Below are 20,332 nucleotides of genomic sequence, written 5' to 3'. Positions count from 1 at the left end.
ACACACCTAAATGCTGAACGCTGTGGGCAAAGCCCAGAACATCCTCCTTCTGGGAGGAACCTCCGAAATCGGAATCTCCATCGTGGAACGTTTCCTCCAGCAGGGCGGCTCCCACGTCACCCTGGCCGCACGCAAGGACTCCCCGCGTATCGACGCCGCCGTGGCCAAGATCAAGGCCGCCGGCGCCGAATCCGTGCGGGTCGTCGACTTCGACGCCCTGGACACCGACTCCCACCCCGCTGCCATCGACGAGGCCTTCGCCGAGGGCGATGTGGATGTGGCCGTGGTCGCCTTCGGTGTCCTCGGTGACAATGAGGTCCAGTGGCGTGACCAGGCCGAGGCCGTGAGTGCTGTCTCTGTGAACTACACCGCCGGTGTGTCCGTGGGTGTGCTCCTGGGCCGTAAATTCGAGGCGCAGGGCCACGGCACCATCGTGGCCATGTCCTCGGTGGCCGGCCAGCGCGTGCGCCGGTCCAACTTCGTCTACGGTTCCGCCAAGGCCGGTTTCGACGGTTTCTACACCCAGCTCGGTGAGGCCCTGCGCGGCTCCGGTGCCAATGTGGTGGTCGTGCGCGCCGGACAGGTCCGCACCAAGATGAGCGCCGATGCCGGTGAGGCACCGTTCACCGTCAACCGTGAGGATGTCGCCGACGCCGTCTACGACGCGGTGGTGAACAAGAAGGACGTCATCTACGTCCACCCCATGTTCCAGTACGTCTCCCTGGCGTTCCAGTTCATCCCGCGGGCGATTTTCCGCAAGTTGCCGTTCTGATCGGAGCCACCAGGCGTCGATAGGCACCACCCACCGAAACCCGTTGTTCACACGCTGATCAACGGGTTTTGTGCTGACCGGGTTCATCCCCCACTTCTGGGGGCCGATGTGACAAACTGCTAGGCATGATGAATTCCTCCGAACCTCACGGAGAGCCACACAGCACCACTGGAAAGACGGGGACCCAGCTGCTGCCCACCCCGGGTGGGCACGATGACACCGCCGTGGAGGTGAATATCTTCTCCCCGGATCAGATGACCCGGGGCAGGACCGTCCTGGCGATCATCCTGGCGGCCGTGGGGGCCTTCGTGTTCACCCTGGCCGCGTGGCTGGTGCTCCGCCAGACCAGCCTCCCGGCCTTCGGTTCCTCGATGGTCACCCGGGCGCTGGCCTCGGCCACCATTGTGCTCGTCCTGGTGGTGGTGGGTCTACTCATGTGGTGGTGGATCCACGATGAGCACAAGGCCGACCCGAGGTGGAACAACGGGACCCAACTGGAGATCAGACGGCCGGCCTGGCGCAAATTTGTCACCCACGCGGTGGCCTACCTCAGCCCCGCCGCGATCGTGGTGGCCGTGCTGGCGATTCCGCTGTCCGCCACCCGCCTGTACCTCGACGGCATCAGCGTGGACCAGGGTTTCCGGACCCAGTACCTGACCCGCCTGGCCGATGACATCGCCATCAGCGACATGAACTACGCGGACATGCCCACCTACTATCCGCCCCTGTGGTTCTGGTTCGGTGGCCGTCTGGCGAACCTGCTGGGCATGCCCGGGTGGGAGGTGTTCCAGCCCTGGGCGATCATCTCCCTGGCAGTGGGCGGTTCCGTCCTGGTGCCCGTGTGGCAGCGTCTGGTGGGGTCCCTGCCGGTGGCCACAGGCATCGCCCTGGTGTCCACGTGTGTGATTCTGGTGATGAGTCCGGATGAACCCTATGCCGCCCTGGTGGCTCTGGGTATGCCGGCGCTGGTGGCGCTGACCCCGCGCATCCTGCGGGGCGACTGGTTCGCATTGATCGGCGGGATCCTCTTCCTCGGATTCTCCGCCACGTTCTACACCCTGTTCACCGCTGTCATCGCACTGTCGGTGGTGGTGGTCACGGCTGTGACCGTCGTGGTGATGCGCAAGGAGTGGAAGCCGCTGGTGTGGCTGGCGGTGCTGGGTTTTTCGTCGATAGGCATCGCGCTGATCACCTGGGGACCGTTCCTGCTCGCCAGCCTGCAGGGCGCGGAGCAGAGCGGGGATACCGCCATGCATTACCTACCCTATGACGGCACCTTGATTCCGTTGCCGATCCTCGCGTCGAGCGTGCTCGGTCTGCTCAGCCTGTTCGGCCTGATCTTTTTCGTGGTCCGGGGCCAGGATCCCGTGGTGCGGTCGATGTGGATCTCCGTGCTCGTGCTCTACGGCTGGATCGTCGCGTCCATGCTGTTCACCGTGCTGGGCAACACCCTGCTCGGGTTCCGCCTGGACACCCTGGTGGTGTTGATGATGACCACCGCGGGTGTGCTCGGCATCGCGGATTTCCGGCTGGCGGGCATCTACCTGCTCTACCCGGAACGCATCACCCCGCGGGTGGCCCGTGGTGTCACCACCATCCTCATCGCGGTTGTTCTGGCCGGTGGGCTGCAGTATGCGCAGAGCATCCCCCAGCGCAACGCCCATGCTATCGACCTGGCCTACACCGACACCGACGGTTACGGTGAACGCGCCGATCGCTACCCCCCGGATTCCGCGCGGTGGTACGGGGAGATCGACAGCCACCTCAAGAATCAGGGCTTCATCCCGTCGGAGACGATCGTGCTCACCGATGAACTGAACTTCATGTCCTATCACCCCTACCGGGGTTTCCAGGCGTTCACCTCCCACTACGCCAACCCGCTCGGGGAGTTCGGCAAACGCAATGAAACCATAGAGCAGTGGGCGGTGGAGAGCTGGGATGAGCTGTCCGACCCGGCTGATTTCGCCGCGGCCATCGACGCCGTGGAGTGGGCCGGCCCGGATGTGTTCATCATGCGGGGCACGGTGCCGGATGACGTGGATGACATTGACGCAGAAGCAACCGATGACGCCGGCTCAGGTGATGTCGGTGGGTGGAAATACGACCTCGCGGAGGACATCTACCCCAACAACCCCAACGTGCGTTTCCGGGGGGTGTATTTCAACCCGGAGGTGTTCCTGGGGGCGGGTGCACCCTGGCAGGTGGAGCAGATCGGGCCGTTCGTCGTGGTGACGCGTGATGAGTGATACCTCACGTGACGGAGGTGAAAGCGGAAGTTACCGCGCCCATACCGTAGACTCGTTGCCTGTGTCGGAAGTAGTTGTGTCTAAAAAAGAACAGGGTGCCCCGGGGTCCAGCCCGGTTGGTGGCACCGAGAAGGTCGCCCCCGGATGGTTGAAGAAGCTGGCCATCACCACGGGCCTCCTGGGTCTGCTGATGTTTCTGCTCACCCCGTTCATGCCGGTCAACCAGGTGCAGTCCTCGGTGTCTTGGCCGCAGAACGATGAGCTCTCCAGCATCAATGCGCCCCTGATCTCCTACGCTCCACAGTCGCTTGAGGCGATGATCCCGCTGACCGCGCTGGAGAACCTCTACCCCGGTCAGACACTCGTGTTCGGAACGCTTCCCCCGGACAGCACCGACGCCACCAACCGTGGGCTGTTCGTCCGCACCATCGACGGTGGCCTCGATGTGGTGGTCACCGGTGAGGTCCTGCTGGAACTCCCCGAATCCGAGGTGGAGGATCTGCCGGCCGGCGCGATGCTGGAGATCACCTCCACCGGCGACAGCACCACCGCCGAGATCACCGGAACGGATTACCTCGGTGAGACCGACGAGGACGCCCGGCCGCACGTCACCGGCGTCTACACCGAGCTTGTCGACGATCCCGCCACCTACTCCACCATGGTCTCCGACGGCCTGGCCGTCGATGTCGAGGTCAACTCCCGATTCACCTCCTCACCGAGCGTGATCAAGTACATCGTGATGTGGACCGGCCTGCTGCTGACCCTGGCCTCGCTCTGGGCACTGCACCGCATGGATATCCTCGACGGCCGCCGGGTGCACCGCTTCCTGCCGGCCAACTGGTACCGGGTGAAGCCACTCGACGGTGTCGTGGCCTTCGTCCTGGTGTTCTGGCACTTCCTGGGCGCGAACACCTCCGATGACGGCTTCATCATGAACATGGCCCGGGTGTCCCACAACGCGGACTACATGGCCAACTACTACCGCTGGTTCGGCGTGCCCGAATCCCCCTTCGGCGCCCCGTTCTATGACCTGCTGGCAGTGATGTCGTATGTGTCCACCGCGTCCATCTGGCTGCGGCTACCGGCGCTGATCTCCGCGTTCATCATCTGGTTCGTCCTCTCGCGGGAGGTCCTGCCACGCCTGGGTGCGCGTGTCGACGGCCGACGTGTTGCCCACTGGTCCACCGCCCTGGTGTTCCTGGCGTTCTGGCTGCCCTACAACAACGGCACCCGCCCCGAGCCGATCATCGCCGCGGCCGCGCTGCTGGCCTGGGTCTCCTTCGAGCGCGCCATCGCCTCCTCCCGCCTGCTGCCCGCAGCGGTGGGTACCATCCTGGCCACCCTCGCGCTGTCTGCTGGCCCGACCGGCCTCATGGCGGTAGCCGCCCTCCTGGTCAGCCTGTCCAGCCTGATCCGCATCCTCTACCGCCGTCTGCCACTGATGGGTGCTCCCCGCGGATCATCCCGGGGCACGGTGTTCACCGCCGTGCTGGCGATGCTGGCACCATTCCTGGCCGCCGGCACCGCCATCCTCATCGCCGTGTTCGGGGACCAGACCTGGGCCACCGTGATGGAGTCCATCTCGGTGCGCTCCGAGAAGGGCCCGGCGCTGAGCTGGTACAACGAGTACGTCCGCTACCAGACCCTGTTTGAACAGACCGTGGACGGATCCTTCACCCGACGTTTCGCCGTGATCATGCTTATCGCCTGCCTGGCGATCGTGGTGGCCTGCATCCTGCGCTACGGCCGTGTCCCGGGCTCCGCCAGCGGGCCGTCCCTGCGCCTGACCCTGGTGGTCTTCGGCACCATGTTCTTCCTCATGTTCACCCCCACCAAGTGGACCCACCACTTCGGTGTGTACGCCGGCCTGGGTGCCGCCGTCGCGGGTCTGGCCGCGGTGGGATTGTCCTATGTGGCCGTGAAATCCCCGCGCATCCGCACCATCTCGGTGGGTGTGTTCCTGCTGCTGTTCGCCTTCAGCCTCGCCGGCACCAACGGCTGGTGGTACACCTCCAGCTACTCCGTACCGTGGTGGGACAAGACCATCCAGATCAACGGCATCGAGGCCTCAACCGTCATGCTCGCCATCGCCGTGATCGTGCTGATCGCCGGTGTGGTTCAGTCCTTTGTCAAGGATGTGCGCGTCGCCCAGGCCGAGAACCGTGACGCCATGGGTGAATACCGCTCCGAGGAGGCCGCCAAGGTGGTCCGCGCCTCCCGCTTCCAGGGCCTGATGGCCTCCCCCATCGCCGTGCTGTCTGCGATCGTGATTCTGGTGTCCATGGGATCCATGGGCAAGGCCTTCGCCGACCAGTACCCGGAGTACAGCGTCGGCCTGGGCAATCTCCGTGCACTCGGTGGACAGACCTGTGGCCTGGCAGCCGATGCCATGCTGGAGACCAACTCCAATGAGTCCTTCCTGACCCCGGTCAACTCCCCCCTCGGTGAATCACTGGAGGCCGATGAGGTCCGCGGGTTCAGCTCCGCCGGCATCCCACCCTTCATCAGCCAGGACCAGGCCTCCACCGCCTCGGTGGGCGCGATCGCCGATTCCGTGGAGGATGACGCCGCGGGATCCGATGATGCCTCCGGTCAGGCGACCGGCAACACCGGTGGCCTGCGTGCCGATGTCGGTATCAACGGCTCCACCGCCCGCCTGCCGTTCAACCTGGATTACACCCAGATCCCGGTGGTCGGTTCCTGGGCGGACGGCACCCAGATCCCCGCCGAGATCACCACCGACTGGTATGAAGTGCCCGAGGCAACCGAGCAGGCACCGATCATCGTCGTGTCCGCCGCCGGCCGCATCGCCCACTTCGACATCAACGGTGTCTTCCAGTCCGGCCAGTCCGTGCTGCTGGAGTACGGCTCCCTGGATGACGACGGTGAGGTCACCGCCCTCGGTGAGCAGATGATGTACGACATCGGACCGGAGCCGTCCTGGCGTAACCTGCGCCTGCCTATCGACGCCCTGCCGGAGGAGGCTGATGTCATCCGCATCGTCGCCACCGACGACAACCTGGACCCCGACCAGTGGGTGGCCGTCACCCCGCCGCGTGTCCCGGACCTGGATTCCCTCAACAACATCATCGGCTCTGAGACCCCTGGTCTGCTCGACTGGGCCGTGGGCCTGCAGTTCCCGTGCCAGCGCACCTTCGACCACTACGCCGGCATCACCGAGATCCCCGAGTACCGCATCTCCCCGGACCACGGTGGCAAGTCGACCCTGTCACCGTTCCAGGACTGGGCCGGTGGTGGCGCGATGGGCACCGCGGAGGCGGTGAACACCGCCTATGAGATCCCGTCCTACCTGCGCAATGACTGGGGCCGCGACTGGGGTTCCATCGAACTCTACGAGCTGCGCACCAATTCCCGCGGTGAGGCACCGGTGGTGGCCGATGTGAACCTGCAGACCATCCAGCGCTCCGGAGTGTGGAACCCCGGTTCGATGAAGATCGGTTAGCATTTTCTGGCTGGTTTGAAGGCGGGAACCCGTGTGGTTCCCGCCTTTTTGTTCCCACCCCCACCCGGTATGAGCTGCGGTGGGAGTACAGGCCCGACCCCCGCATCCCGTTTTGTGGTTTATTCGGGGTATGGGCGAATCAGTTTCCTCCGACAGATACACCCCTCAGCAGCGCACCCGTTACCGGCAGCTGTTGATGGAAGACCTGGAGATCTTCGACCGGCACCTGGAACGGTCCGAATTCGATGATCACGGTTCGATCGGGCTTGAGTTGGAACTCAACCTGGTGGATGCAGATATGCAACCCGCCCTGCGTGGTGCAGAGGTGCTGCGGCATCTCGACGGGGAATTCCAGTCGGAGATCGGCAATTACAATGTCGAGCTCAACCATCCCCCACTGTCGGCGAAACACGATGGCCTGCAGCGTCTTCAGGATGGCATCACCAACCGCCTGAACCGGGTGCATGAGGCCGCCACCACGGAGGGCGTCAATGTGGCCATGATCGGCACCCTGCCCACCATCACCCCGGAATTCCTCGCCGATCCGGCATGGATGACCCAGGAGAACCGGTACCGGGCCCTGAGCAATGCGATCATGGAATCCCGCGGTGAACTGGTCCACATCAACCTCGCCGACCGCGAGCATGTCAAGCAGTCCTTCCACGACATCGCCCCGGAATCCACCTGCACCTCCATGCAGCTGCATCTCCAGCTCGCACCCAATAAGTTCGCCGCGGCCTGGAACGCCTCCCAGGCCATCGCCGGTGCCCAGGTGGCCTTGAGCGCGAACTCCCCACTGTTTCTGGGGCGTCGGGTGTGGCATGAAAGCCGCATCCCCGTGTTCCAGCAGGCCATTGACACCCGCACCTCTGAGCTGGTCAATCAGGGAGTGCGCCCCCGGGTCTGGTTCGGTGAACGGTGGATCACCAGCGTCTTCGATCTCTTCGAGGAGAATGTCCGCTATTTCTCCCCGCTGATCGCCGAGGACCGGGCACTGGCCGGCACCCCGATGATGAAGGGTAGATCCCCCGCCCTGCACTACCTCAACCTCCATAACGGAACGGTGTGGCGGTGGAACCGTCCGATCTACGCCCCCGGCGAGGAGCGGTCGCACCTGCGTCTGGAGAACCGCCTGCTGCCCGCGGGCCCCACCCCGGTGGATATCGTCGCGGATGCCGCGTTCTACTACGGGGTGGTCAAGTACCTGGCGGAGGAGAACCGCCCGGTGTGGTCGCGGTTGACCTTCCCCGATGCCGAGCGGAACTTCCAGTCCGCGGCACGTTCCGGACTGTTCGCGCGGATGACCTGGCCCAGGCTCGGTCAGGTCAACGTCGCCGACCTCGTCGTGGAGCACCTGCTCCCCCAGGCCCGGGAGGGACTGCGCCGACTGGAGGTCGATGACTCCATCGCCGAGCACTACCTCGGGATCATCGGTGAACGCGCCCGGACCCGCCAGAACGGTGCAACCTGGCAGCTGCGGACCCTCAACAAACTGGAGGCGCAGCGGGGACTGCCGGATTCAGGGACCCGCCGTGCGGCCCTGGCCGGCATGCTGAGGCTCTACCTGCAGAACCAGGCCACCGGCGAACCTGTCCACACCTGGGAGATCGGCAGCTAGATCACACCGCCATCGGCATGTCCTGAGGGGTCACGGCAACGGGGAGTGCGGTCTCGCCCATGAGGTCGGCGTCGACGGCGGCGGCACACGCCCGGCCCTCGGCGATCGCCCAGACGATCAGGGACTGCCCCCTGCCATTGTCGCCGGCGATGTAGACGCGGGAGTTGGTGGGGCTGCGGTAACCGGTGTCGCGGATCATGCGGCCGCGGGCATCGAAACCCACGCCCAGCTCGTGGGCCAGCCCGCCCTGTTCGGCGCCGGTGAAGCCCAGGGCCACGAGGACCAGGTCGGCGTCGAAGGGGAACTCGGTGCCCTCGACGGGTTCGCGGCGCCCGCCCACCACCTTGATCTGGCATCCGGTCAGACCGGTGACCCGGCCCTGGTCATCGCCGTGCAGGGAGACGGTGTTCACCGCGAATTTCCGCTCGCCCAGGGGTGTGCCGACGGCGCGGGTGCCCAGGCCCAGGGCCTCGATCTCGGCGACGGATTCATCACCGCCGAGCACATAGGACCCCTCCTCGTGGGCGGTGGCGGTGCGGAACTGGTTGGGGTACATCGGCCACGGGGTCTCCTCAGCGCGCATCACCGGTCCGCGCGGGCGGATGTCGAACTGAGTGACCGAGGCCGCCCCCTGGCGCAGGGCGGTGCCGAAGCAGTCGGTGCCGGTGTCGCCACCGCCGATGATCACGACCTTCCTGCCGCGGGCATCAAACTCGGGCGGCACCGGGCCGTCGCCCTCATTCGCCTTGTTCTGCGCGGTGAGGTAGTCCATCGCCGGGTGGACACCGGCGAGATCCGAACCCGGGATGCCCAGAACACGGGCGACGGGCGTGCCGGTGGCGAGCACGACGGCGTCGAAAAGCGCCAGTTCAGCAGCCCGGGGCGAGATCCCCACGCGGAATTCCGTGCCCTCCGCCCGCATCTGGTCGAGGCGGCGGTCGATCCAGCGGTTCTCCATCTTGTAGTCCGGCACGCCATAACGCATCAGGCCACCCAGGCGGTCGGAGCGTTCGAAGACGGTCACGCGGTGTCCGGCGCGGGTCAGCTGCTGCGCGGCGGCCAGACCGGCCGGGCCCGAGCCCACCACGGCGACCGTCAGGCCGGTGTCCAGGGAGGCGCGCACCGGCTCCACCCAGCCCTCGGTGAAGGCCCGTTCGACGATCTCCAGCTCCACGTTCTTGATGGTCACGGCGTCATCATTGATGTCGAGCACACACGCACCCTCACACGGCGCCGGGCACAGGCGGCCGGTGAATTCGGGGAAGTTGTTGGTGGCGTGCAGGCGGTCATAGGCCTCCTTCCACCGTCCCTCGCGCACCAGGTTGTTCCACTCGGGGATGATGTTGCCCAGTGGGCAACCCTGGTGGCAGAAGGGCACGCCGCAGTCCATGCAGCGGGCGGCCTGCTCCTCGATCTGACCGGTGGGTGCCGCCTCGTAGACCTCGCGGAAGTCCATGAGGCGCAGGGGCACCGGCCGGTGGGCGGGTTCGGCGCGGGTGTATTTCTGGAATCCATGTGGGTCGGACATTAGTGTGCCTCCTCCAGGGTCAGGGTGGACAGTAGAACTCGCTTGTAGTCACGCGGCATGACCTTGACCAGGTCGGTTGCGCGCACCGTGGTGGTGGAACCGGTCAGCGCGACGTGGCGTGCGATGAGCCGGTCGGCCCACAGGGCCTCATCCGGGGTGAGCTTTTCGACGTCCACCAGCCCCCGATTGATTTTCTTCTCCAGGTCCGGTTCGTCGAGGAGGTAGGCAATACCGCCCGACATGCCGGCGCCGAAGTTCTCCCCGACGGGACCGAGGACAAGCACCCGGCCACCGGTCATGTATTCACACCCGTGGTTGCCGATCCCCTCCACCACCGCGGTGGCACCGGAGTTGCGCACGCAGAACCGTTCGCCGACCTCACCGCGGATGAACATCTCACCGCTGGTGGCGCCGTAACCGAGGACGTTGCCGGCGATGATGTCGGGGCTGTTTTTCAATTGTTTCGGTGCACGCTCCGAGGGGCGGATGATGATGCGCCCGCCGGAGAGTCCCTTGCCCACGAAGTCATTGGCATCGCCGGTGAGGTTGATGGTGATGCCGGCGGGGATGAAGGCACCGAAGGAGTTTCCGGCACAGCCGGTGAGGTTGAGGGTGATGGTGTCGTCGTCAAGCCCGGAGGCCCCGGCGGCGCGGGTGAGGACCGAACCCAGCATGGTCCCCACCGACCGGTTGACGTTGCTGACGCGCGTGGTCAGGGTGGTGCGCGCCTGCTCACCGGCGGCGGCGCGGGCGATGGTGTCGGCGGCCTGTTCGATGAACCGGTTGTCCAGCGCTGCCTCCAGGTCATGGTCCTGGGTGGTGGTGCACCGGACATCCTGCTCCGGGAAGTGCGGGGCAATCGGCCTATGGAAGATCGGGGTGAGATCCAGGTGTGCCGCGCGGGAATCCGCGGGGATGTCGGCGCGTTTGCGCAGCACCTGGGACTGGCCGACGGCCTCGTCGAGGGTGCGGAAACCGAGCTGGGCGAGGTATTCGCGGACCTCCTGGGCGATGAAGGTGAAGAAATTGACCACATGCTCCGCCTGGCCGGTGAACTTGGCGCGCAGGTCGGGGTTCTGGGTGGCGATGCCCACGGGGCAGGTGTCCAGGTGGCACACGCGCATCATGATGCAGCCCTCCACCACCAGCGGTGCGGTGGCGAAACCGAATTCCTCGGCGCCGAGGAGTGCGGCGATCATGACGTCGCGGCCGGTTTTCAGCTGGCCGTCGCACTGTACGCGGATGCGGTCGCGCAGGCCGTTGAGCAGCAGGGTCTGCTGGGTTTCGGCGAGGCCGAGCTCCCAGGGACCACCGGCGTGCTTGAGGGAGGTCAGCGGTGAGGCGCCGGTGCCGCCGTCGTGGCCGGAGATGAGCACCACGTCGGCATGCGCCTTGGACACACCGGCGGCCACGGTGCCCACGCCCTGCTCAGCGACCAGTTTCACGTGGATGCGGGCATCCGGATTGGCATTTTTCAGGTCATGGATGAGCTGGGCGAGGTCCTCGATGGAGTAGATGTCGTGGTGTGGCGGCGGGGAGATCAGACCCACGCCGGGGGTGGTGATACGGACCTCCGCGATCCAGGGGTAGACCTTCTCCGGGGGCAGCTGACCACCCTCACCGGGCTTGGCGCCCTGGGCCATCTTGATCTGGATGTCGGTGCAGTTGTTGAGATAGTGGCTGGTCACACCGAACCGTCCCGAGGCCACCTGCTTGATGGCAGACCGCTTCCAGTCGCCGTTGGGTTCCGGGGTGAACCGGCGGGCATCCTCCCCGCCCTCACCGGAGTTGGACATGCCGCCGAGGCGGTTCATGGCGATGGCCAGGACCTCGTGGGCCTCGGCGGAGATGGAACCATAGGACATGGCACCGGTGGAGAAGCGTCGGACAATGGAGCTGACCGGTTCCACCTCCTCCACCGGGATGGGCTGGCGGTCGGTGCTGAACTCGAAGAGTCCACGGATGGTGCCCAGACGGGCGGACTGGCCATCAACCTTGGCGGTGTAGTCCTTGAAGATGGAGTACTGCCCCGTGCGGGTGGCGTGCTGCAGTTTGAAGATGGTCTCCGGGTTGAACAGGTGGTATTCACCCTCCCGGCGCCATTTGTACTCCCCGCCCAGGTCGAGTTCGCGGTGGGCGTGCTCCTCGGGTCGGGGCAGGAAGGCACTGCGGTGGCGGGCCTCCACGTCGGCGGCCACCTCATCCAGGCCGATGCCGGAGATCGGTGAGGGGATGCCGCCGAAGTAGTCATCCAGCAGGGCCTGGTGCAGGCCGGTGACGTCCGCCAGCTGGGCGCCACGGTAGGAGGAGACGGTGGCGATGCCCATCTTCGACATCACCTTGAGCACACCGGTGGTGGCGGCGGTGACGTAGTTGCGGCATGCCTCATCCAGCTCCAGGTCACCGAGCTGGCCCTTCATGCGCAGCTCATCGATGGTTTCAAAGGCCATATAGGGGTTGATGGCATCGGCGCCGAAGCTGATGAGCATGGCCAGGTGGTGGATCTCGCGGGCGTCACCGGATTCCACCACGAGCGAGCACCGGGTGCGGGTGCGCTGCTGCACCAGGTACTGATGGACGGCGGAGGTGAGCAGCAGCGCCGGGATGGGGGCGAGCTGTTCATTGGATTCGCGGTCGGAGAGCACAATGAGGGTCTTGCCCCGGCGGATCGCCTCGGAGACCTCGCGGCGCACCCGGGCGATGGCGGCCTTCATACCGGCGCCGTGGTGCGCCACCGGGTATAGACCGGAGATGACCGCCGCACCGAAGGTGTCCCATTCGCCGTGATCATTGGCGTGGATGAGGGTGGCCAGCTCGTGGTTGTCGATCACCGGTGATTCCAGACGGATGCGTCGTGCCGCCTCCGGGCCGGGGTTGAGCACATCGGACTGCGCACCCAGCAGGGTGTACATGCTGGTCACAGGCTTTTCCCGGATGGAGTCCAGCGGCGGGTTGGTCACCTGCGCGAACCGCTGGGCGAAGAAATCATAGAGCATGCGCGGACGCTGCGAGATCGCCGCGATGGGGGTATCGGACCCCATGGACCCGATGGCCTCCGCCCCGGTGCGCGCCATGGGCAGGATGAGCAGATCCACATCCTCCTCGGTGATGCCGAAGACACGCTGGCGCAGCACCGCACGCTGGTGCGGCATGTACTCATAACGGGTGCGCGGCAGGCCGGACAGGTGCACGAAATTCTCGCGGATCCACTCCCCATAAGGCGCGCTGGCCTGCAGCCCGCGCTTGACCTCGTCATCGGGGATGACCCGGCCCTGGGCCGTGTCGACCAAGAACATCTGGCCAGGTACCAGGCGGGTACGCTTTACGACGCTCGATTCATCCAGATCCAACACCCCCGACTCCGAGGCCATCACCACCAGTCCGTCGCTGGTGATGGCGATACGTCCAGGTCGCAGGCCATTGCGGTCCAGAACCGCACCGACATAGCGGCCGTCGGTGAAGGCCAGGGCGGCGGGGCCATCCCACGGCTCCATAAGGCAGGAGTGGTACTCGTAGAAGTCACGCAGCTCCTGGTTCATCGAGGTGCTGTGCTCCCACGGCTGGGGGATCATCATGGCCACAGCATGGGGCAGTTCGTACCCGCCGAGGTGGAGGAGTTCGAGGGCTTCGTCGAAAAGCGCGGTGTCCGACCCGCCCGGGGTGCACACGGGCAGCACCCGGTTCAGGGGCCCCAGGACGTGGGAATCGATAAGGGCCTCGCGGGCGCGCATCCAATTCTCATTGCCGCGCACGGTGTTGATCTCACCGTTGTGGGCGACCAGGCGGTAGGGGTGCGCGAGGGGCCAGCTGGGGAAGGTGTTGGTGGAGAAACGCGAGTGCACAACGGCGATGGCCGATTCCATGCGCGGGTCCTGCAGATCGCGGTAGAACCGCTCCAGCTGTCCGGTGGTGAGCATGCCCTTGTAGATCACGGTGCGTGCCGACAGCGACGGGAAATACACCGTTGGCCGGTCCCCGGTGGTGCCGAGTTCGCGCTCGCAGCGCTTGCGGATGAAGAACATGATGCGGTCCAGGTCCGTGCCCGAGGTGCCTGGAACGGTGAGGAAGAGCTGGGAGAAACTCGGCATGGCTTCGGCTGCCATGTCCCCGATCCCCCGTGGATCCACTCGGACCTCACGCCACCCGAGCACGGTGGCGCCCTCCTCGGTGGCGATGCGGGCGATCTCCTTCTGGGCATCCAGCATGGCCATGCGCGCGCGTGGGAGGAAGGCGATGCCGGTGGCATAGTGGCCGGGTTCCGGCAGGTCGAAGTCGGTGTCGGCGCGGTAGAGGGCATCGGGGATCTGCAGGAGGATGCCAGCACCGTCACCGGTGGTCTTCTCCGCGCCGGCGGCACCGCGGTGCTCCATGCGGCACAGCGCCTCAAGTGCATTGGAGATGATCTTACGGCTGGCGCGACCGTGGATGTCGGCGACGAAGGCGACACCACAGGAATCGTGTTCGAAGGCTGGGTTGTAAAGGCCCTGTTTCTGCATGCTGGCTCCCCCTAAGGGTTTCTATTAATCATTCGATAATAAGAAAAACAGGTGGGGGCGGGCGCGCGCAAGTACTTTTCGGCTATTTTCGATCAACCTATAGGAAAATGCAAGGTCGCATGACGCCTCTATGCTGCAGATCACACTCTATGATGGCTTTAACACGAGTCCATCCGTTAAAAAGGAGCACGCGAACATGTTCAACTTCGAGGAAACCGCAGCACGCCTCTTCGCCGAAACGCACGAGGCGATCATCTACGCCAGCCGGGACGGCATCATCCAATTATGGAACGGGGGCGCCGAGGAGATGTTCGGCTGGCCCACCGGCGAAGCCATCGGCCAACCCCTGGACATCATCGTCCCCGAGAAGCACCGCAAACCCCACTGGACGGGTTGGGACCGCGTCATGGAGACCGGTGAAACCAAGTACGGATCCGAACCACTCAAGGTGCCGGGACTACGGAAGGACGGGTCAACGATCTCGCTGGAATTCTCGATCACGATCCTCAAGGATGACGCTGGCCAGATCGAGGGGGTGGCCGCCTTCCTGCGGGATGTCACGGCCGACTGGGAGGAGCGCAAGACGCTCAAGCAGCGGTTGCGGGAGCTGGAGAAAACCGCGGGGAACTGAGCGGAAAACCAACACCGGGCCCGGACGGGGCATGGGGTTTAGGGGGCATGGAATAGTCACCCCCATCGGGCTGGAAAACTGACCATTTTTCGCTGGACACTTGTCTAATGTTGTGGCTTGGGTCATACTTTGCTGACCAAAGTGTCGACAATCTCACTTAACTCAGCGAGGAAACATGGTTCAGACAACTATCCAGGCTCCCCCACGCCGGACCCGCACCGCCACACCCGGCCAACAGATCCCGTGGCGCCAGGCAGGCCTGCGCATGGCCGTCATCTTCTTTATCCTGCAGATGCTCAACGAGGTGGGCACCCTCATGGCGATCCCCCTCTACGGGTCGATGGCCGCCTCCCTGCAACTCACCCCGGGCCAGACCGCCTGGGCCCTGATGAGCACCACCCTCATGGGCGCCGCGACGATCACCATCCTGGCCAAGGCCGGTGACGTCTTCGGCCACCGCCGCCTGATGTTCATCAGCCTCGTGGGCATCACCCTCGGTTATGTCATCTCCGCACTCGCCCCGAGCTTCCTCGTGCTGGTCATCGGCCGTGCACTGGTGGGAATCATGGCCGGCCAGGCACTGTGCGTGGGCATCATGAACGACCGCCTCACCCCGGAGAACCGCCGCAAGACCGTGGCCGTCATCGCCGGCGGCCAGGCCATCGGAGTGTTCCTCGGTTTCGCCTTCGGTGGTGCACTGCTGGCCATGGGTGGCGACTGGCGCGATGCCTTCTGGATCGGTGCCGTGCTCACCATCATCAGCGCCATCGGTTTCTACTTCTACGGACTCGACTCCGACGCCCTGCACCGCCGGTATGAATCCAAGCTGAAGGGTGCCACCGAACGCCTCGACATCATCGGTGTGGCCATCATGGGCATCGGCCTGCTCCTGCTGTGCATCGGCATCTCACAGTCGACAGTTTGGGGAGTGTTCTCCGCATTGACCATCGGCTACCTGGTGGCCGGCAGCGCCGCCCTGGTGTCCGTGGTCTGCGGCATCCTGATCAAGCACCGCAAGCCAATCACCACAATCGCCGCGCACTAGATAGAAAAGGACGTCACCTGGAACCGCCATCACCGATGGCGGTTTCTTCCTTTCCCGCTGCAACCGGTTCCGCCGGCTGGGTGGTGGGGGAAGGGGTGGTCGGGGCGTCGATAAGCGCAAGGTCGGCGGTGGTGGTCAGCGCACCCGGCGCGTAGGCGTAGGAATCATCGGCGCGGGCCTCACGCCAGCTGCGCCAGATCAGGTAACCGAACAGCGGGTACATGATCAGGGAGATCACCACGATGTTGATGATGCTGGCCAGATTGGTCTCCCACAGCATGTTCCACGCGAAATGCAGAATAAACGCGATCCCGATCCAACCTGCCGCGACACCGCAACGCCACGCCAGAGTTCTGTGGGCGCGGAAGAGCGCCAGGGCGATGCCGTAGCCCGCGAAAGCGGTGAGGATGGTGTGGATAAGCGGCCCGGCAAGCGTGCGGTAACCCCACATGATCAGGACGCCGTCGATATCCGAATTGGCATCCAGCAGCGCACCCGTGGACCCATAGAGAAGATTCTCATTGACCTCAAAACCCAGCCCCACCAGCGCACCGGTGATAAGGCCATGCCACGGCCGGTTCAGCTGCCGGAACGCCACCAGGATCAACGCGGCCCCGAGCGCCTTGGCGATCTCCTCCGGGTACCCACCCGCCATGCTGAGCATGAAGAAATCCAGATTCAGCTTGACCATCAGATCCAGCAGGGCGGTACTGGTCAACAAGGCGATACCCACCGCTGCCAGACCACCCCACAACAGACACGCCGCCACCCACTGGGCCGTCGACCCGTGCCCGCGACGCTTCTTCCCATCCGGACCCCGGCGATGGGTCCGGAAATCAGGCCACAACGGTGTCCGGCTGAGCACCCACACCACCACTGTCAGATACACCACCGCAAAGACCACACCCAGCACCGAGGCCATCGGATCAATGAAGACTCCAGCTGCCAGGGTGAGAAACAGCATCGGGGTGGACAGTGCGATCACCACCCACAGGGTCACGGAAAATAACCGGTTCATGCTGCCTCCTCCACGGCTGGGGACTGATTCGGGTTGCTACCGGCGCGGATGGCGTCGGGCAGGTCATCATCGGCTGGTTCACTGTCCGGTAGGAGCCCCTCTGGAAGGCTGCCGAAACCGCCGATCCCACCGGGTGGGGTCGCACCCTCCGGTTCATTGAGCCACTCCTCCCAGGGGAACTGATCCCACGGCAGATCCTCCGGGGACAAACCACCAAAGGGATCCGGTTCCATCGGGTATTCCGGCTCATCCTCGGACAACTGCAGCGGGAACTCCTGCTCATAGGGCAGACCACGATCCACCGCCAGGCTCGACCAGATGTGGGAGGCGTAATACTCATTGGACACCCCGTTGACGATGGCCACCGCCGTCACATCCTCATAATCCCCCTGCCCCTGCTGACTGATCGCCACAATGGGAAGGGAAACCAGAAAGCCCTCATCCGTGCCGGGCTGCAGCAGAGCATGTGCCCGGCCATCCTCACTGGCCGCGGTGGGCACAATATCCTCAGGCATCGGAGTGGCCAGGGTCGCGCGGATCATCCGTCGCAGGGTGTTCTCCGGATCCTCCACCCCCTCCACCAACATGGTGACCACAGTGGTGTCCCCGTTGCACTCCCAGTACTTCATGAAGAGATCATCCGAGGTCATCTCACACATCACCGGCGCACCTGAACCGGTGACCACCGGGACCTCCCACTCATAACCAACTGCCCCGATACTCAACTGCCGGTAGCTCTTGCTATTGTCCGGCACCACCGCGTTCACCCCGAGGGGAAGCAGCAGAAGCGCCGCGGCGATTCCCATGATCGACCACCACAACTTCGCTCTTCCCACCGGTTTCAGCTGATACATACCCTGTGTAGAACTCACGTATCAAGGGTACCCGCTGGGTTTCATCCCGGGGTGGGGACGGTGCAGGTGCCTGGTGCGGGCGCCTGGTGCGGGACCTGCTCTGGACTGGTTCTGGACTGGCTCGGGTCGGGGGCAGGCGTGCACAACCGTGCCGGCTTCCTCGCGGGACGGGCCGTTTCAGGAGGCAGTGGGTACGGGTTTGTCGCGTCGGGACCGCCGGAGCGCATAACCGTGCCGGCTTCCTCGGACCACCGACGGTTTCAGCGGGTAGTGCGCACGGTTTTGCCCGTCGGAGCTACAAGCGTGCACAACCGTGCCGGCTTCCTCGCGGGACGGGCCGTTTCAGGAGGCAGTGGGCATGGTTTTGCACCGTCGGAGCCACAACCCTGCATAACCGTGCCGGCTTCCTCGGACCACCGACGGTTTCAGCGGGTAGTGCGCACGGTTTTGCCCACCAGAGCCACAACCCCGCATAACCGTGCCGGCGTCCTCGCGGGACGGGCAGTTTCAGAAGGAAGTGGGCATGGTTTTGCACCGTCAGGACCGCAGGCGTGCACAACCGTGCCAATTCCCCTGGGCCACCGACCGCTCCGGCAGACAACGTGCACGGTTGTGCACCGCCGGAACCGCAACGGGGCAGAACCGTGCCGACTCACTCCCGCCGCAGACCGGTAGCAGGTGAGTTGTCTAGAGTGGGCTTCATGAAGGATCTCTACCGTTATGTCAATGGCCCCTGGCTGGATAGCCACATCATTCCCGACGATCGCGCTGTGGACGGTACATTCCACAAGCTGCGCGATGATGCGGAGGAGGATGTCCATGAGATTGTGAAGGAGGATCAGGGTCGCGCCGGTGCGATCTATGCCTCGTTCATGGATACCGCCGCCATCAATGACCTCGGTGTCAAGGCGATCGACACGGATCTGGACCGGTTGTCGGTGGCGAATATTGATGAGTTCACCACTGTTCTCGGCGAGTTGGACCGGGAGGGGGTGGGTGCGCCGATTGGTTACTGGGTGGAAAAGGACTCTTCCTCGGATGAGTCGATCGCCTATATCCTGCAGTCGGGTCTGGGTCTACCGGATGAGGCGTATTACCGTGAGCCGGCACATCAGGAGACGCTGGCTGCTTATGGGGAGCATGTGGCCCGGATGCTGGGGTTCCTCCACCCGACCCGCCTGTTCGGCCTGGATACCCAGACCGCAGCGAAGCGCGTGATCGCCCTGGAGAAGGAGATCGCCCGCGGTCACTGGGATGTGGTGAAGACGCGTGATGCGGTGGCCACCTACAATCCCACCGAGTTCGATCAGCTGCCCCGCAGGGTGCGGTCCCTGCTCGTTGGGTCACGCCTCCCGGAGTCCAGGCTGGTCAACATGATGCCGTCCTACGCGGGGCACCTGGACACGCTCCTTTCAGCCGATCGTCTGGCGGACTGGCAGTTGTGGGCCACGTGGCACATTCTGCGGTCCCGGGCCGGGTTGTTGTCGGAGGAGATCGTGCAGGCGAACTTCGACTTCTACGGCACGACCCTGTCGGGGGCGACGGAGCAGAAGGACCGGTGGAAGCGGGCTGTGGGGCTCGCGGAGCGGTTCGTGGGTGAGGAGATCGGGCAGCGGTTCGTCGAAACGCACTTCCCGGCTAGCAGCAAGGCCGAGATGCTCAAGCTGGTGGACTACCTGGTGGCGGCGTACCGGGAGCGCATCAGCAACCTGGTGTGGATGACGCCGGCGACGCGCGAGCGCGCGTTGGAGAAACTGGAGAAGTTCAACGCCAAGATCGGTTACCCCGAGAAATGGCGTTCCTATGAGGGCCTGGAGTTCAGTGCCGGTGGCGCGGATCTGGTGGACAATGTCCGTCGCGGTTCGGCGTTCCTGCATGATTATGAGCTGGGCAAGATCGGCAAGCCGGCAGATCGCAATGAGTGGGTGACCACCCCGCAGACGGTCAATGCGTTCTACAACCCGGTGGTCAATGACATCACCTTCCCCGCCGCGATCCTGCGCCCGCCGTTCTTCGATCCTGAGGCCGATGCGGCGGAGAATTTCGGTGCGATCGGCGCGGTGATCGGCCATGAGATCGGTCATGGTTTCGATGATCAGGGCAGCCAGTATGACGGCGACGGCAACCTGAATTCCTGGTGGACGGATGAGGACCGCACGGAGTTCACCAAGCTCACCGAGCGCCTCATCGAGCAGTTCAACGGCCTGGTTCCGGCCGTGTTGAAGAAGCACAACATCGAGACCGACGGCGTCAATGGTGCCTTCACCGTCGGCGAGAACATCGGTGACCTGGGCGGACTGGGTATCGCCGTGGTGGCGTACGGGGAGTACCTGGACGATCAGGGCCTGACGTTTGAGACCTCCCCGCGCGCACCTTTCGCCGCCGACGGTGCCGAACCGGACCTGGCCAACCAGGAGTTCAACGGGCTGCAGCGGTTGTTCCTGTCGTGGGCGCGGGTGTGGCGCACCGCGATCCGCCCGGAGATGGCGGTGCAGTACCTCGCCATCGATCCGCACTCCCCCGCCGAGTTCCGCTGCAACACCATCGCCGGCAATGTCGCGGAGTTCTACGAGGCCTTCGACGTGGTGGAGGGGTCCCCGGTCTACATCAGGCCCGAGGATCGCCTCGCGATCTGGTAAACCACCAGCGCTTGTCGACGCC

11 protein-coding genes are annotated in these 20,332 nt (G+C 64.8%); 7 read left to right on the top strand and 4 right to left on the bottom strand.

All coding sequences use genetic code 11. The annotated features are described in order from the left end of the window. The first annotated feature begins 10 nt into the window (after positions 1-10). The 4 genes from H9627_RS06125 to H9627_RS06110 all read left to right on the top strand — a co-directional run bounded on the left by H9627_RS06125 (position 11) and on the right by H9627_RS06110 (position 8,099). A complete protein-coding gene (locus tag H9627_RS06125; RefSeq protein ID WP_191733125.1) occupies positions 11-772 on the top strand; it encodes a decaprenylphospho-beta-D-erythro-pentofuranosid-2-ulose 2-reductase in 762 nt (253 codons plus the stop codon). Positions 773-897: 125 nt separating this feature from the next. Then, on the top strand, positions 898-3,018 hold the full coding sequence (locus H9627_RS06120; protein ID WP_191733124.1) for a galactan 5-O-arabinofuranosyltransferase: 2,121 nt from the start codon (positions 898-900) through the stop codon (positions 3,016-3,018). Next, positions 3,011-6,481 (top strand): arabinosyltransferase domain-containing protein, encoded by a 3,471-nt coding sequence (locus tag H9627_RS06115; RefSeq protein ID WP_191733123.1) that lies wholly within the window; start codon positions 3,011-3,013, stop codon positions 6,479-6,481. The genes H9627_RS06120 and H9627_RS06115 overlap by 8 nt, the downstream gene beginning before the upstream one ends. Before the next feature lie 130 nt (positions 6,482-6,611). Continuing rightward, positions 6,612-8,099 carry a glutamate--cysteine ligase family protein gene (locus H9627_RS06110; protein WP_191733122.1) on the top strand — a complete coding sequence of 496 codons (1,488 nt, stop codon included), beginning with the start codon at positions 6,612-6,614 and terminating at the stop codon, positions 8,097-8,099. 1 nt (position 8,100) lies between these two features. Here H9627_RS06110 and H9627_RS06105 read toward each other — a convergent pair whose 3' ends face one another. Both H9627_RS06105 and gltB read right to left on the bottom strand, forming a co-directional pair. Next, positions 8,101-9,627, bottom strand: coding sequence for a glutamate synthase subunit beta (locus H9627_RS06105; RefSeq protein ID WP_191733121.1), 1,527 nt, complete (start codon positions 9,625-9,627; stop codon positions 8,101-8,103). Next, positions 9,627-14,123: a glutamate synthase large subunit gene (gene gltB / locus H9627_RS06100; RefSeq protein ID WP_191733120.1), complete on the bottom strand. Its 4,497-nt coding sequence runs from the start codon at positions 14,121-14,123 to the stop codon at positions 9,627-9,629. The genes H9627_RS06105 and gltB overlap by 1 nt, the downstream gene beginning before the upstream one ends. A 196-nt stretch (positions 14,124-14,319) precedes the next feature. On the opposite strand from gltB, the gene H9627_RS06095 reads away from it, so the two are divergent. Next, on the top strand, positions 14,320-14,754 hold the full coding sequence (locus H9627_RS06095) for a PAS domain-containing protein (RefSeq protein WP_191733119.1): 435 nt from the start codon (positions 14,320-14,322) through the stop codon (positions 14,752-14,754). A gap of 175 nt (positions 14,755-14,929) precedes the next feature. Then, on the top strand, positions 14,930-15,799 hold the full coding sequence (locus H9627_RS06090; RefSeq protein ID WP_225213527.1) for an MFS transporter: 870 nt from the start codon (positions 14,930-14,932) through the stop codon (positions 15,797-15,799). Positions 15,800-15,812: 13 nt separating this feature from the next. Here the strand turns inward: H9627_RS06090 and H9627_RS06085 are convergent, their stop codons facing one another. Together H9627_RS06085 and H9627_RS06080 are read right to left on the bottom strand one after the other, a co-directional pair. Then, positions 15,813-16,817: a PrsW family intramembrane metalloprotease gene (locus H9627_RS06085; protein WP_191733118.1), complete on the bottom strand. Its 1,005-nt coding sequence runs from the start codon at positions 16,815-16,817 to the stop codon at positions 15,813-15,815. Then, entirely contained in the window at positions 16,814-17,689 is an 876-nt protein-coding gene (locus tag H9627_RS06080) for a hypothetical protein (RefSeq protein ID WP_191733117.1), read from the bottom strand. The genes H9627_RS06085 and H9627_RS06080 overlap by 4 nt, the downstream gene beginning before the upstream one ends. Positions 17,690-18,372: 683 nt before the next feature. Here H9627_RS06080 and H9627_RS06075 point away from each other — a divergent pair. Then, a complete protein-coding gene (locus tag H9627_RS06075) occupies positions 18,373-20,310 on the top strand; it encodes a M13 family metallopeptidase (RefSeq protein ID WP_191733116.1) in 1,938 nt (645 codons plus the stop codon). Positions 20,311-20,332: the final 22 nt, after the last annotated feature.

It is taken from the genome of Corynebacterium gallinarum, assembly GCF_014837045.1.
GTDB classification, from domain to species: Bacteria; Actinomycetota; Actinomycetes; order Mycobacteriales; family Mycobacteriaceae; genus Corynebacterium; species Corynebacterium gallinarum.
Note: the sequence above shows the minus strand (reverse complement) of the source record. Positions and strands in the feature narration are given on the sequence as shown.